Consider the following 14,273-nt stretch of genomic DNA (forward strand, 5'->3'; position numbering starts at 1 on the left):
AGACTGGTGCACAATCCCGCCCGCTTGCGGGACACGTCGACTTATACAGAACGACGCGGCCGGTCCCGTTTGTCGGGGTTTCGGCTCGTGCTGTGCCAGAAAGGGCGCTTCGTGGCCGATTCCGGCGACCCCAACGAGAACATTCCTTCCACTGTCGTCGCGGGCGGCGAGGGTGCCGTCTCGGCGGCCTATGACGCCAGCGCGATCACCGTGCTCGAGGGCCTGGACGCGGTCCGCAAGCGGCCCGGTATGTACATCGGCTCGACCGGTGAGCGTGGTCTTCATCACCTTGTGCAAGAGGTCGTCGACAACTCTGTCGACGAGGCCATGGCTGGTCACGCGGACACTATCGACGTGACGATCCTGGCTGACGGCGGCGTGCGCGTCGTCGACAACGGCCGTGGTATCCCGGTCGACATCGTCCCGTCGGAGGGGAAGCCGGCCGTCGAGGTCGTGCTGACCGTTCTGCATGCGGGCGGCAAGTTCGGCGGCGGGGGTTATTCCGTCTCCGGTGGTCTGCACGGCGTGGGTGTGTCCGTCGTGAACGCGCTGTCGTCGCGGGTGGCTGTCGAGGTAAAGCGCGACGGTTACCGCTGGACGCAGGAGTACAAGCTCGGTGTGCCGACGGCGCCGCTGGCCCGTAATGAGGCCACGGACGAGTCGGGTACTTCTGTCACGTTCTGGGCGGACCCGGACGTTTTTGAGACGACCGACTACTCCTTCGAGACGCTGTCGCGGCGTTTCCAGGAGATGGCGTTCCTCAACAAGGGTCTGACGCTGAAGCTGACGGACGAGCGTGATTCGGCGAAGGCGACGGTGGGCGCGGACGACCCGGACGTCGACGCTGCCGCCGAGCCGCAGGCCCGGAGCGTGACGTACCACTACGAGGGCGGCATCGTCGACTTCGTGAAGTATCTGAACTCGCGCAAGGGCGAGATGATTCACCCGACGATCATCGATGTCGAGGCCGAGGACAAGGAGCGCCTGCTCTCGGTCGAGATCGCGATGCAGTGGAACTCGCAGTACACGGAGAGTGTGTACTCCTTCGCGAACACGATCCACACGCATGAGGGCGGTACGCACGAGGAGGGCTTCCGTGCGGCGATGACGGGTCTGGTGAACCGTTACGCGCGCGAGAAGAAGTTCCTGCGCGAGAAGGACGACAACCTCGCCGGTGAGGACATCCGCGAGGGTCTGACGGCGATCATCTCGGTGAAGCTGGGCGAGCCGCAGTTCGAGGGCCAGACGAAGACCAAGCTGGGCAACACGGAGGCGAAGACCTTCGTACAGAAGGTCGTGCACGAGCACCTCAACGACTGGTTCGACCGCAATCCGAACGAGGCCGCGGACATCATCCGCAAGGCGATCCAGGCGGCCACGGCGCGCGTCGCGGCCCGTAAGGCGCGTGACCTGACGCGTCGTAAGGGTCTGCTGGAGTCGGCGTCGCTGCCGGGCAAGCTCAGTGACTGCCAGTCGAACGACCCGACGAAGTGCGAGATCTTCATCGTCGAGGGTGACTCCGCCGGTGGTTCGGCGAAGTCCGGTCGTAACCCGATGTACCAGGCCATCCTGCCGATCCGGGGAAAGATCCTGAACGTCGAGAAGGCGCGGATCGACAAGATCCTTCAGAACACCGAGGTCCAGGCGTTGATCTCGGCGTTCGGTACCGGTGTGCATGAGGACTTCGACATCGAGAAGCTCCGCTATCACAAGATCATTCTGATGGCGGACGCCGACGTCGACGGTCAGCACATCAACACGCTGCTGCTGACGTTCCTGTTCCGCTTCATGCGGCCGCTGGTCGAGGCGGGGCACGTGTACCTGTCGCGCCCGCCGCTGTTCAAGATCAAGTGGGGCCGGGACGACTTCGAGTACGCCTACTCGGACCGTGAGCGCGACGCGCTCGTCGAGCTCGGCAAGCAGAACGGCAAGCGGATCAGGGATGACTCGATCCAGCGCTTCAAGGGTCTCGGTGAGATGAACGCCGAGGAGCTGCGCATCACCACGATGGACGTGGACCACCGGGTTCTCGGCCAGGTGACCCTGGACGACGCGGCGCAGGCCGACGACCTGTTCTCGGTGCTGATGGGTGAGGACGTCGAGGCGCGGCGCTCGTTCATCCAGCGCAACGCCAAGGACGTCCGCTTCCTCGACATCTGAGTCGGCCGTGCAAGCCACCAGCCGCAGCCGCAGCTCGAAAGGATTTTGACCAGCAATGGCCGACGAGAACATTCCTGTCCCGGTGACGCCCGAAGAGGTGCCGCCCGTCGAGGGTGTGGGCATGCGTGTCGAGCCCGTGGGGCTCGAGACGGAGATGCAGCGCTCCTACCTCGACTACGCGATGTCCGTCATCGTGTCGCGTGCGCTGCCCGACGTACGGGACGGTCTGAAGCCCGTACACCGCCGCGTGCTGTACGCGATGTACGACGGCGGTTACCGGCCCGAGAAGGGCTTCTACAAGTGCGCCCGTGTCGTCGGTGACGTCATGGGTACCTACCACCCGCACGGCGACTCCTCGATCTACGACGCCCTGGTGCGCCTGGCGCAGCACTGGTCGATGCGGATGCCGCTGGTGGACTCCAACGGCAACTTCGGCTCTCCCGGCAACGACCCGGCCGCGGCGATGCGGTACACCGAGTGCAAGATGATGCCGCTGGCCATGGAGATGGTCCGGGACATCGACGAGGAGACCGTCGATTTCCAGGACAACTACGACGGCCGTAACCAGGAGCCGACGGTTTTGCCGGCGCGCTTCCCGAACCTGCTGATCAACGGTTCGGCGGGTATCGCGGTCGGTATGGCCACCAACATCCCGCCGCACAACCTGCGGGAGGTGGCGGCCGGTGCGCAGTGGTTCCTGGAGAACCCCGAGGCGGGTCACGAGGAGCTCCTGGACGCGCTGATGGAGCGCATCAAGGGCCCCGACTTCCCGACCGGTGCGCTGGTGGTGGGCCGTAAGGGCATCGAGGAGGCGTACCGGACGGGCCGTGGCTCGATCACGATGCGCGCGGTGGTGGCGGTCGAGGAGATCCAGAACCGTCAGTGCCTGGTGGTCACGGAGCTTCCGTACCAGACCAACCCGGACAACCTGGCGCAGAAGATCGCCGACCTGGTGAAGGACGCCAAGGTCGGCGGCATCGCGGATGTCCGTGACGAAACGTCTTCGCGGACCGGTCAGCGTCTGGTCATTGTCCTGAAGCGGGACGCTGTCGCCAAGGTTGTCCTGAACAACCTCTACAAGCACACCGATCTGCAGACGAACTTCGGCGCGAACATGCTGGCGCTGGTGGACGGCGTGCCGCGCACGCTGTCGCTGGACGCCTTCATCCGGCACTGGGTCACGCACCAGATCGAGGTCATCGTCCGGCGTACGCGCTTCCGCCTGCGCAAGGCGGAGGAGCGGGCGCACATCCTGCGCGGTCTGCTCAAGGCGCTGGACGCGATCGACGAGGTCATCGCGCTGATCCGGCGCAGCCAGACGGTCGATGTGGCGCGTGAGGGCCTGATGGGCCTGCTGGAGATCGACGAGATCCAGGCGAACGCGATCCTGGAGATGCAGCTTCGCCGGCTGGCGGCGCTGGAGCGTCAGAAGATCGTCGCGGAGCACGACGAGCTGCAGGCGAAGATCAACGAGTACAACGCGATTCTCGCTTCGCCGGAGCGTCAGCGGCAGATCATCAGCGAGGAACTGGCGGCGATCGTCGACAAGTTCGGCGATGACCGGCGTTCCAAGCTGGTGCCCTTCGACGGTGACATGTCCATCGAGGACCTGATCGCCGAGGAGGACATCGTCGTCACGATCACGCGTGGCGGCTATGTGAAGCGTACGAAGACGGACGACTACCGGTCGCAGAAGCGCGGCGGCAAGGGCGTGCGCGGTACGAAGCTGAAGGAAGACGACATCGTCGACCACTTCTTCGTGTCGACGACGCACCATTGGCTGCTGTTCTTCACGAACAAGGGCCGGGTGTACCGGGCGAAGGCGTACGAGCTGCCGGACGCCGGCCGGGACGCGCGGGGCCAGCATGTCGCGAACCTGCTCGCTTTCCAGCCGGACGAGCAGATCGCGCAGATCCTGGCGATCCGTGATTACAACGCGGCGCCGTATCTGATCCTGGCCACGAAGGGTGGCCTGGTGAAGAAGACGTCGCTGAAGGACTACGACTCCCCGCGTTCGGGTGGTGTCATCGCGATCAATCTGCGGGAGACCGCGGACGGCAGCGACGACGAGCTGATCGGTGCGGAGCTGGTGTCGGCCGAGGACGATCTGCTTCTGGTCAGCCGCAAGGCGCAGTCGATCCGGTTCACGGCTACCGATGACGCGCTGCGGCCGATGGGTCGTGCGACTTCGGGTGTGAAGGGCATGAGTTTCCGCGAAGGGGACGAGCTGCTCTCGATGAATGTCGTGCGGGCCGGTACGTTCGTGTTCACCGCCACCGATGGTGGGTACGCGAAGCGGACCCCTGTCGACGAGTACCGGGTTCAGGGTCGCGGTGGTCTGGGTATCAAGGCCGCCAAGATTGTGGAGGACCGGGGTTCGCTGGTCGGCGCGCTGGTGGTGGAGGGGACGGACGAGATCCTTGCCATCACGCTCGGCGGTGGTGTGATTCGTACGCGAGTCAACGAAGTCAGGGAGACGGGCCGTGACACCATGGGCGTCCAGCTGATCAACCTGGGCAAGCGCGATGCCGTCGTAGGTATCGCTCGTAACGCCGAGGCCGGTCGCGAGGCCGAAGAGGTGGAAGGTCCCGAAGGGGCCGACGCCGATGCGGTCGAAGGCGACGTGGTCGAGGTTGCCGAATCCGTCGAGGGCGCCGAGCCTTCATCCGCCGAGGGCGCAGCGCCTTCGGCCGGGGAGCATGAGGAGTAAAGCGTGAGTGGAGCCACGGGCGCCGGAGCGGCCGCTTCCGAATCTGGAGCACCCGGTGCCCGTGGCTCTGCCGCGGACTCCCAGGGGGGGACTGTGACCGATACGCGGGGGCCTCAGCCGCAGAGTTACGACGGCTACGCGAGCGGGCCGCTGCCCAGTGAGCGTGAGCCGCAGGGGCAGGGCCAGTCGGCGCAGCCGTATCACCCGCCGCAGGCGTATCCGTCTCCTGCGGGTGGTGGTACGCAGGGTGGTGGCGGTACGGCAGGGACGCAGGGCGCCGCGCAGCGGCCCGGGCAGCAGCCGGGTGTCGCCGCGGTGCGTTTGCCGCGGACGGGTGCGCGTACGACGCCGCGTACGCGCAAGGCGCGGCTGCGGGTGGCGAAGGCCGACCCGTGGTCGGTGATGAAGGTGAGCTTCCTGCTTTCCATCGCGCTGGGCATCTGCACGGTGGTGGCGGCGGCGGTGCTGTGGATGGTGCTGGACGCGATGGGCGTCTTCTCCACGGTGGGCGGGACGATCAGCGAGGCGACGGGTTCCAACGAGAACAACGGCTTCGACCTGCAGTCCTTCCTGTCGTTGCCGCGGGTGCTGATCTTCACGTCGGTCATCGCGATGATCGATGTGGTGCTGGCCACGGCGCTGGCGACGTTGGGCGCTTTCATCTACAACCTGTCGGCGGGCTTCGTCGGAGGCGTCGAGCTGACGCTCGCCGAGGACGAGTAGAAAGCCGGCGGAACCGATTTTGGTACTGCCCCCGAGGTGCGCTAATCTTCAGGGGCAGCGCGGGGCTATAGCTCAGTTGGTTAGAGCGCATCCCTGATAAGGATGAGGCCACAGGTTCAAATCCTGTTAGCCCCACTCGCGCGAAGGCCCCCAGGCGATCAGCCTGGGGGCTTTTGGCATTTCCGGGGGCTTTCGCTGTGTGGCGCGCGTCAGTTGGGTGGGTATCTAGGTCACCGATCGGTATCGGTCGGTGTGTATAGTCGGGCGCCAGAAGTCTCCTACGTCAAGGAAAGACGAGGTCGCGCGGTGAAGAAGCTTCTCCTGGTCGCACTGGCCGCCATCGGCGGGCTCCTCGTGTACCGCCAGATCCAGGCGGATCGCGCCGAGCAGGATCTGTGGACGGAGGCGACTGACTCCGTGCCCGCAGGTTCGGGTGTGTGAGACCCAGTAGTCCGAACACTGGCCCCGGTCGCTCAGCGGCCGGGGCTTCGTGCTGTCCGGGGGCGGCACGGCGGTGCTTTGCGGGGGCGGCCGAACGGGTTGCGGTCTGTTGTTGCTGGACCGTGACGAGATCCTTCTTGTGTTCACCTAAGCAAATCAATAGCTTGCGAGAGCAAAGAAGAGGGATCTCTTTGAGGGGGGAACGGGTGAGGGTACGACTGAGCCGCCGGACAGCGGCCGCGCTCATCGGCGGGACACCGCTCGCCCTGACGGCGGGACCGTCGCCCGGCTCGGCGGCGGCGCAGAAGGAGGCGCCTGTGCGGGCGGATGGCGGGGGCAGAACGGCGAGGCGGGCAAGGACGCCGTGCCGCCCATGGGGGACCCGAAGGACGTCGAGGGCGGCACGGGGTTCAACGACGCCACGGCGCTGCGAAGGCGGCCTTGACGCCCGGCTGCGGCACGGTGGTCACGGCGAGGTCCGCCGCCGACTTCGCGTCGAGCCGCAGGGCGTACCAGCGGGTCTCGCCGGGCCCGATGGTGTCGGTGTACTGGCCGGGCGCGAGAGCGGGTGCCTCGCTCGCACTCGCACCATCGCGTCCCTCCAGCGGCTGTACGGGCCGCACCAGCCGGGTGTCGGAGCACCCCGAGGCGCGGTCGGCGCCGTACACCCGCAGGCCAGACTCCGGGACCGTGCCGGTGGCCTGGACGAACCGGTGGGAGACGGGAGGGCAGGTCGTCCCGGTGCGCAGCGCGGGTTACTACTACATCGCGGTGTCGCTCGGCCCGCAGGCCGCCACGTTCGCCGAGAAGCCAGCGATCGGTGTCGTCCTGCGCGTCGATGTCGTCGGTGACGAACTGGCAGGCCCGCAGCACGATGCGCCCGTACTCGCGAAGTCGGACAACAAAGCGGACAACGACGGTGATACGGCGGCCCGCGCAGACAGCACTGGGGCCGGCGGGGCAGGATGGACCGGCACCGCGACCGCCGCGGCGGCGGGCGGCGCTCTCGTCCTGGCCGCGGGGCTCGGGTTCGCCGTGTTCGCGGCGATGCGGCGCGGGGCGGCGGCCAAGGAGACGACAAGGGGTGGCGCGTGAGGATGCAGCGCAGCAGGGGCAGGGTGGTGCCGGCCGTGGTGGCGGCGCTGTGCGTGGTGGCGGCGCTGCCGGCGCAGGCGTGGGCGGCGGGTGAGCCCAGCCCGTACACCTTCGAGCCGTCGGCGACGACGCTCAGGGGAGCGGTGACCACGACCGATGCCGGGGAGCTGAAGCCGGGCGGGACGTACCGGGACTCGATCAAGCCGGGCGGCAAGCTCTACTACCGCGTGGAGCTCGACGCGAAGTCGAACGCCTATGTGTCGGCGACGGCCGTTCCGGAGTTGGGGACGAAGGTCGGGTACGCCGACGAGCTGAAGGTGACGTTGCAGGACCGTGACGGCTCTTCGTGCAGCTACAACACCGCGCGATTCAGCTCGGCGGAGTACGCGCGGCCGATCGGGACGTACGCGCACCGGACCATGGAGAAGGACAGCACTTCCTGTCAGAGCGCGGACAGGTACTACGTGCTGATCGAGCGGACCAGTGCGGCCACCTCGTCGAGTGAGCCGTGGGAGCTGGAGATCCGGCATCTGACGGAGCCCGGGGTGAAGGCGGGCGGGGCGACAGCGGCTCCGGAGAGCTGGCCCAGCAGCTCGCCCGCGACGCCTGGCGGTGAGGCCCGGGACCGCAGGGGCGGGACGAGTTTCTACGGTGCGACCGCTCTGGAGCAGGGCGAGTGGCGGGACAGGATCACGCCGGGCGAGACGCTGTTCTACAAGGTGCCGGTCGACTGGGGGCAGCAGCTGTTCGCCAGTGCGGACCTCGGGAGCACGGCCGGCGACGGATACGTGTCGAGCGCGCTGACGATGGCGCTGTTCAACCCGGCGCGGGGGTTTGTCGACAGCGCGAGCGACATTTCGTACGACGGCGAGCCGAAGTCGTCGGCGCTGGATCCGCTGCCGCCGGTGGCGTACGAGAACCGCTTCGACTCGTCCGAGGACGTCAACGGGATGCGGTTCGCGGGCTGGTACTACCTGAGGGTAAGTCTGAGTCCTCAGGTGAAGGACGAGTTCGGGGCGAAGCCGCTGGGGCTCTCCCTGCGGCTGAACGTCAAGGGCGCCGCGAAGAGCGCGCCCGCCTATGCCGGGGCCCCCGGTGACTTCCAGGTCACCGACGACGACATGAACGCGGCGGAGAACGGGCTGAGCACGCCCGCGGCGGCGAAGAGCGACACGATGCGGCTCGTCGCGGCGGCCGGGATCGGGGCGGGCACCGTGCTGGTGCTCGGGCTCGGGGTGTGGACGCTTGTCGCCAGGCGGCGCGCGGTGGTGGATCCGGGGGCGGAGTCCGGGACCGGTGTGGGTCCCGGCCATGACAGTGGGGCGCCTACGCAGTACGGGCCGCCTGCCGCCTGGTAGGCCGCCGGCCCGGGGAGAACTCCTGGGCGGCGGCTCCAACTCAGCTCTGGGTCAGCTCTGGGTCAGTGCCCAGATGCCCACCGCGAAACAGGCCAGCGCCAGCAGCAGCACCGGGACCGTCACCTTCGGGGGCGGTCCCGGCCGTTTGTGCGGGGCCTGTACGGGGGCGTGGGCGCCTCGCGGGACCGGAGAAGCCGGCGGAAGTGGAACCTCCGGGCCTTGGGCGGTGTATGGACGAGTAAGGGCTTGTTCGTACTGCCCCGCGGCCGTGGGGCCCTGAGAGGGGTTCTGCGCCGCGCCGGAGAGGAGGGAGGTCGCATGCGCGTGCAGGGGAGCGGGTGCGGGGGCCGCGGTGGGCGGCGTGGAGGGCTGCGCCGGGTGCGGCAGCGGGGGCTGCTGCGGCGGTGGTGCCAGGTGGAAGCTGCCCGTCTGCGACATGGGCGACGGCTGCTGCTGTACGGGCTGCGCCTGTCGGCCGCCACTCTCGGAGCCGCTCTGGCCGCCGCCCTCCACTACCTGGCCCCGGGGACCCGCATGGCCCTGGGGGCCGCGGGCGGGCCGTGCTTCGGGCCCGTCCGGGCCGAAGCCCGGCGGGAGCGGACCGATCTGGTCGAAGACCTCCACCGGCTCCTCACCGGTGCCCGGCTCGGGCAGCATCTCGACGGCGGCGGTCAGCGCCTTGCGCGCGCCCGTCGCCGTACGGAACCTCGCCTGCGGGTCCGGCTGCAGCATCCCGGCGATGACCTGCCACAGCGGCTCCGGGATGCCCTGCGGGGCGCCCGGTGTGCCGTACGTCGCGAAGTGCTCCACCAAGGCCTGGGAGTCGGGCTTCTGACCCTGCACCAGGTAGAGGGCGACCAGGCCGACCGCGAACAGGTCAGCGGGGAAGTCCGGCTCCGCTCCCATCATCTGCTCGGGCGCGAAATAACCCGGCGTACCCACCACATAGTTGGTCTCGGTGAGGCGGGGCTCGCCCTTGCGCATCGAGATACCGAAGTCGGACAGCCGCAGATGCGGACGCCCGGTGCCGGTGGCTTCCAGCAGGATGTTGGCCGGCTTGATGTCGCGGTGCACGACACCTTCCGCGTGGACCGCCGTGAGACCGGAGAGGAGCTGGTCGAGAAGGGTGCACACGAAGCGGGGCGGCAGTGGGCCGTAGTCCCCGATGACATGCGCCAGCGAACCGCCGCTCACCAGGTCCATGGTGAACAGCACCTTGTCGTCGTCCGCGGCCCAGCTGGCCGGGGCGAGGACATGGGGGTGGTCGATGCGCAGGGCCTGCTCGCGCACGAAACGCAGCAGCGTGTGCGCGTCGCTCTGCTGGAGCACCTTGGCGGCCACATACCGGCGGCGCCGGTGGTCCCACGCCCGCCAGACCGCGCCTACCCCACCGCGTCCGATCGGGTCGATCAGCTCGTACCGACCAGCGAAGATCTCACCCATTGCGCTGCGCCCGCTCCCCGGTCCGCTTGCTTCAGCTCTGGTGCGCCTCGTAGTGGGCGACCGCGTACGCGGTGCGCCCGGCGCCGTACACCCGGAGGAACTCTGCCAGTTCGGGATGGGTCGGGGCGAGCGTGTCCGCCGCATCTATGATGTCGCCGGCCGCCGCCACCGAGCGCAGCAGTGACTGGATCTCACGCACCACGCGCCGCACGGTCGGCGCTCCGGAACTGGCTGTGGTCTGGCTGGTGTTGCTGAGCACGGAGCCGCCCTGGGATTTTTTGATCTCTTCCATCCGGTCGGTGGCCTCGGCGGCGCTGACGCTGCCGTCGGCGACCTGCCCGGCCAGATCCTGCAGAGCCTGGACACGCTGGACCACGGCCGGGTTGCCGATCTTGGCGCGCTGGCCGCTCATCAGCTGGGACAGCATGGGCGCGGACAGACCGAGCACGGCGGCGAGTCTGGCCTGATTCAGGCCCAGATCGTCGATCAGCCGACGAAAGAGCGCCCCCAGCGGCTCCCCGTACCAACTGCGCTGAAGCTCTCTGGCTCTGGCCGTCGCCTCTTGCTGCGCTGCATCCATTGCGTCTCCCCTTCGCGCTTGCGAACCTCGCCGAGCATCTTACGGAGCGTGGTCGCGGACCGGGAGTCCCAATCCTTTTGCAGGAACAGGGGGGACACCCGGTACTCTGTTCTGCGGCGGTGGCCACGGTACGTTCCGGCCGGTCGTCGCCACCCGTTCGCGGGGCCTTAGCTCAGTTGGTAGAGCGCTGCCTTTGCAAGGCAGATGTCAGGAGTTCGAATCTCCTAGGCTCCACATGATCAGAGGGTCCCTGACCTGCGGAAACGCAGGTCAGGGACCCTCTCCGTGTTTATAACGTCAACACCGTGTCAACACCGCCCTGTCGTACGGTCCCCCCATGGCATCAATCAAGACCCGTCCTAAAAGGGACGGAACGGCGAGCTTCACCGTGCTGTGGAGGGCTGGCGGCGCGCGGAGCGCCAAGCAGGAATCGGAGGTCTTCAGTGATGAGAAGGCCGCCGAGCGATTCAGGGATCTGGTGAACGGGCACGGTCAGCAGTGGCCGCCCGGCTGGGTGCGAGGGCAGGGGTTCATCGCTGACCAGCGCCGGCCGGACACGATGTTCGAGGCATTCGCGCTCGCCTACGTGGACCGTCTGACCGGCATCCAGGGCGACACGCGCAGCAAGTACAAGACACGAATACGTGCCAACATGACGCCCTGGTTCGGCCCCTACTCCGTAGAGGACGGTGAGGGCACCATCCTCCGAGAGATGGTGCAGGACTGGGTCAACGACCTGGAGGCCGGACGGCTCGCTCCGCTCGACCCTTCAGACCGGAAGCCTCGAACGAAGTACCGGCCTAAGACCATCCAGAACGAGCACGGCTTGCTCTTCTCGATCCTTCAGTCGGCGGTGGACGCTGAGCCGTCGCTGCGGGCCTCGAATCCGTGCGCGAAGACTCGTCTCCCGCGACTCGACGGCGCTGAAGACGAAGAAGAGATGGTCTTCCTCGAACGCGAGGAATGGGCCTGGATCTACGAATGCCTCAGCGACGATGCCAAGGATCTCGGCGAGGCCATCGCGGAGACCGGCTTTCGGTGGGGCGAGGCAACGGCACTTCAGCCCCGCGACCTTCGGCGGCGTAATGGCCGGCCCGCCATCCGTGTTCAGAGGGCCTGGAAGAAGGACGAGGACGGTAAGTCCATCCTCGGCCCCCCGAAGACCCGTAAGGCGCGACGGACCGTCGTCATCACTCACAAGCTTGATCGGATGCTGCGACGCCGATCCAAGGGCCTGGCTCCCAATGCCCTCATATTCACTGGTCCCGAGGGGGGCAAGTGGGACCCCGGCACGTTCCGGCGCTTGCGCTGGCTGCCCGCGATCGAGCTGGCTGCGGAGAAGTACGGCCTCATCAAGCGACCGCGCATCCACGACCTCCGTCACTCCCACGCATCGTGGCTGATTGCCGCGAAGGTGCCGCTTCCGGCCATCCAAGGACGTCTTGGGCACGAGTCCATCACCACCACCGTCGACCGGTACGGTCACCTCCTGGATGCCTTGGACGACGAGGTCATGGCCGCCATTGAATGGGCCATGGACCCCACCGCGCCGCTGCCCGGCTTCCTGGAAGGCTCCGGCCTGGCCGCCGCTACAGACGGACTCCCCCACGTCCCTCGCCAGCTCTCCGGACTGGCCCAGGAAACCTGGAAGGACGCCAGCGACATGCCGCAGGACGATGCCGAGCACGAGAACGACCCGGTATTCGTCATCACGCTGGGCGGCCGGGAGGTGCCATTTGCGGACCGCGAGCACGCGCAGGACGTCGCCGACCAGTGGAACGACGACCACGAGGAAGAGATCGCGACTATGCGGGCAGACGGTTGGCCAGAGGAGCGGATCGCCCGCCGCGGAGCCCTCGGCCCAGAGGAGCGTGAGCGATGGACCGGCGGCGGCTCCGTCTGGTCCCGGATGCCGGAGCGGCAGTTCGTGCACTACGCCTTGGCCTCGTACGAGGCCGACGGCACCCTGACGTACGAGCCGCTTCCGGTGAGTAGCCGGTGGGCGTGGGAGTTCGAGCACGACGGCTTCACCACGCGGGCCGCCGAGTTCCGGACCGAGTTCCGCCCCCAGGGCAACACGGAGGCGCACGCACGGGGAATCAACAAGTCTGCCGTGTCCCGGGCCTTTGAGCAGGCCCGGGTGGAGGCCCTGGAGGTGTGCGCCAAGCATCCGGACGCCGACCTCACGAGCGCGCAGGCGTAGCCCGGAAACTCCATCCGGTCACTCGAAGGAGTATGTCCTTCATCACGCAAATTCGGCCCGCTCCTCGCGAGGAGCGGGCCGAATTTGCGTGTGCTCCGCAGCGGGAAACCGTCCGTGGCTTCAGCCCACGGCTTCCGAGGTCGGGTAGCAGACCGTCTGCCACCGGTCGGGGTCGTCGGTCCGCGACCAGCCGTTGACGGTGCCCGGCTTGGCCCGTTCGGACGGGTCGATGATGAACCCGTTCTCGATCAGGCGATGTCCGAACGACGCGGGGGCGAAGCCCGAGTCCGCCGGCCCCAGATCACGGACGACGAGTTGCCGCACAGGGTTGGGGTCCTCGATACGGACCTCCCGTTCCTCGGAGGCAAGCGGTGCCACGATCAGGCGCCAGCGCCCGTTCAGCACGTACACGAGGGCGCGGTGCGGTCCAGCGGGTGTCACGTTCTCTCCCAAGGTGGATCGGTCTGGTGGCGGTCGGTCGTCACCAGAGGCTGAGGGGGCGGCCCGCTGCAATCGCTACACGGACGCGTGCCGCGATCTCTGCCTTGGACTCCCCACCGTTCTTGCCGGCCCGGATGGCGGCACCAATGGCACGGGAGCGTCCGGCCGGGCCGCGAAGGTCGGCGAGGGGACTTCCCGGGTCTCTGCGGCGGGCCAGCCATTCGGCTCGGTTCTCCGCCGCCGTGCCCATCCGCAGGTGAGTCGGCTGCTGGCAGGAGTGGTTGTCACAGGTGTGGCAGACGGTCGGGCTGTCGGTTCCCCAGCCGAGTCGAGGGATGACACCGTGCGCGAGCTGGTACCCGTAGAGGTGGCCCGGCACCGTGCCGCGTCGCGTCCTGCCCGGCCGCGACGCGGCCCTGAAGCTGGCATGGCCGGTGCTGGAGATCCCGCCGAAGAAGAACCAGCAGTCCTCGGTTGACGAGGTTCGGTAGACCTTTGCCCAGTACCGGGCTTGAACGGACTCGTTGGCCAGCCAGACCGACCACTCAACAGCCGGTATGCGCACGGGCGTTGGTTCACCTATGAGGGTAAGTTGCTCATCAACGTGAACGGGCCCGGACTCGTTCACCGCCGCGAGCGGGAAGAGTCCGGGCCCGAGGTCGTTCTCAGGCGGCATCAGCCCGGCTACCGTCCGCAGTGACGACCGGGGCCGGGATGCCCGAGGTCGAGGAAGCCGCATCCGCCGCATCCGCCCGAGGCTTACGGGCCCGGGTGGGACGGGGGCGCTCGGCGTGGGCCCGCAGCGATTCGATGATCTCCTTCGCGCGAGCGGCGGTAACAGGCTTCGCCTCGCGCTCCAGTTCCTCCGCCGGCACACCAAGAAGCTCCGAGACCAACTCGGCGTCGTTGTCGAACAGCCGTAGAACTACAGCGGCAGCTTCCCGCGCGGTGACGTCGGCCTCCTCCTTCGCCTTGGCCGCCTTCACCGCGGCCTCACGCGCGGTCAACGCGTTCGTGGCGGCCATCTCCCGCGTCTTCGCCTTCAGCGCTTCAGCAGCGCGAACCCGCCGCCGCAGGTCCGCCGCGCTCACCGGTCCTGCCGAAGTAGTGCTCACCCGT

At 67.8% G+C, this 14,273-nt stretch carries 12 protein-coding genes, 2 tRNA genes and 1 pseudogene; 9 read left to right on the plus strand and 6 right to left on the minus strand.

Annotated features, from left to right (window positions below; translation table 11 throughout):
- The first annotated feature begins 87 nt into the window (after positions 1-87).
- The 5 genes from gyrB to J7E89_RS01270 all read left to right on the plus strand — a co-directional run bounded on the left by gyrB (position 88) and on the right by J7E89_RS01270 (position 6,034).
- On the plus strand, positions 88-2,160 hold the full coding sequence (gene gyrB, locus J7E89_RS01250; RefSeq protein ID WP_214967176.1) for a DNA topoisomerase (ATP-hydrolyzing) subunit B: 2,073 nt from the start codon (positions 88-90) through the stop codon (positions 2,158-2,160).
- A gap of 55 nt (positions 2,161-2,215) precedes the next feature.
- Positions 2,216-4,870 (plus strand): DNA gyrase subunit A, encoded by a 2,655-nt coding sequence (gene gyrA / locus J7E89_RS01255; protein WP_214967178.1) that lies wholly within the window; start codon positions 2,216-2,218, stop codon positions 4,868-4,870.
- Between the two features lie 93 nt (positions 4,871-4,963).
- A complete protein-coding gene (locus tag J7E89_RS01260; protein ID WP_214967180.1) occupies positions 4,964-5,593 on the plus strand; it encodes a DUF3566 domain-containing protein in 630 nt (209 codons plus the stop codon).
- Positions 5,594-5,654: 61 nt separating this feature from the next.
- Positions 5,655-5,728 (plus strand) — tRNA-Ile (locus tag J7E89_RS01265).
- Positions 5,729-5,899: 171 nt separating this feature from the next.
- Entirely contained in the window at positions 5,900-6,034 is a 135-nt protein-coding gene (locus J7E89_RS01270) for a DLW-39 family protein (protein WP_003958712.1), read from the plus strand.
- Between the two features lie 431 nt (positions 6,035-6,465).
- Here the strand turns inward: J7E89_RS01270 and J7E89_RS01275 are convergent.
- A pseudogene (locus tag J7E89_RS01275) lies at positions 6,466-6,735 on the minus strand (hypothetical protein); the annotation flags it as partial.
- On the opposite strand from J7E89_RS01275, the gene J7E89_RS01280 reads away from it, so the two are divergent.
- Both J7E89_RS01280 and J7E89_RS01285 read left to right on the plus strand, forming a co-directional pair.
- On the plus strand, positions 6,731-7,129 hold the full coding sequence (locus J7E89_RS01280) for a hypothetical protein (protein ID WP_214967184.1): 399 nt from the start codon (positions 6,731-6,733) through the stop codon (positions 7,127-7,129). The pseudogene J7E89_RS01275 and the gene J7E89_RS01280 sit on opposite strands and share 5 nt — an antisense overlap.
- Positions 7,126-8,487 (plus strand): hypothetical protein, encoded by a 1,362-nt coding sequence (locus J7E89_RS01285; protein WP_374196771.1) that lies wholly within the window; start codon positions 7,126-7,128, stop codon positions 8,485-8,487. The genes J7E89_RS01280 and J7E89_RS01285 overlap by 4 nt, the downstream gene beginning before the upstream one ends.
- A 51-nt stretch (positions 8,488-8,538) precedes the next feature.
- Here J7E89_RS01285 and J7E89_RS01290 read toward each other — a convergent pair whose 3' ends face one another.
- Together J7E89_RS01290 and J7E89_RS01295 are read right to left on the minus strand one after the other, a co-directional pair.
- Positions 8,539-9,930, minus strand: a complete 1,392-nt coding sequence (locus J7E89_RS01290) for a serine/threonine-protein kinase (RefSeq protein WP_214967190.1) — start codon at positions 9,928-9,930, stop codon at positions 8,539-8,541.
- A 31-nt stretch (positions 9,931-9,961) separates the two neighbouring features.
- Positions 9,962-10,510, minus strand: a complete 549-nt coding sequence (locus J7E89_RS01295) for a DNA-binding protein (protein WP_214967192.1) — start codon at positions 10,508-10,510, stop codon at positions 9,962-9,964.
- 161 nt (positions 10,511-10,671) lie between these two features.
- Here J7E89_RS01295 and J7E89_RS01300 point away from each other — a divergent pair.
- Together J7E89_RS01300 and J7E89_RS01305 are read left to right on the plus strand one after the other, a co-directional pair.
- A tRNA-Ala gene (locus tag J7E89_RS01300) sits at positions 10,672-10,744 on the plus strand.
- A gap of 103 nt (positions 10,745-10,847) precedes the next feature.
- Positions 10,848-12,713: a site-specific integrase gene (locus tag J7E89_RS01305; protein ID WP_251059941.1), complete on the plus strand. Its 1,866-nt coding sequence runs from the start codon at positions 10,848-10,850 to the stop codon at positions 12,711-12,713.
- 120 nt (positions 12,714-12,833) lie between these two features.
- Here the strand turns inward: J7E89_RS01305 and J7E89_RS01310 are convergent, their stop codons facing one another.
- From J7E89_RS01310 to J7E89_RS01320, 3 genes are all read right to left on the minus strand, one after another.
- Positions 12,834-13,154, minus strand: coding sequence for a hypothetical protein (locus J7E89_RS01310; RefSeq protein ID WP_214967194.1), 321 nt, complete (start codon positions 13,152-13,154; stop codon positions 12,834-12,836).
- A gap of 40 nt (positions 13,155-13,194) precedes the next feature.
- Positions 13,195-13,719: an HNH endonuclease gene (locus J7E89_RS01315; RefSeq protein WP_214967197.1), complete on the minus strand. Its 525-nt coding sequence runs from the start codon at positions 13,717-13,719 to the stop codon at positions 13,195-13,197.
- Between the two features lie 100 nt (positions 13,720-13,819).
- Entirely contained in the window at positions 13,820-14,269 is a 450-nt protein-coding gene (locus tag J7E89_RS01320) for a hypothetical protein (protein WP_214967199.1), read from the minus strand.
- Between the last annotated feature and the right edge of the window lie 4 nt (positions 14,270-14,273).

The sequence above is a fragment of the Streptomyces sp. ISL-100 genome, assembly GCF_018614615.1.
Lineage (GTDB): Bacteria > Actinomycetota > Actinomycetes > Streptomycetales > Streptomycetaceae > Streptomyces.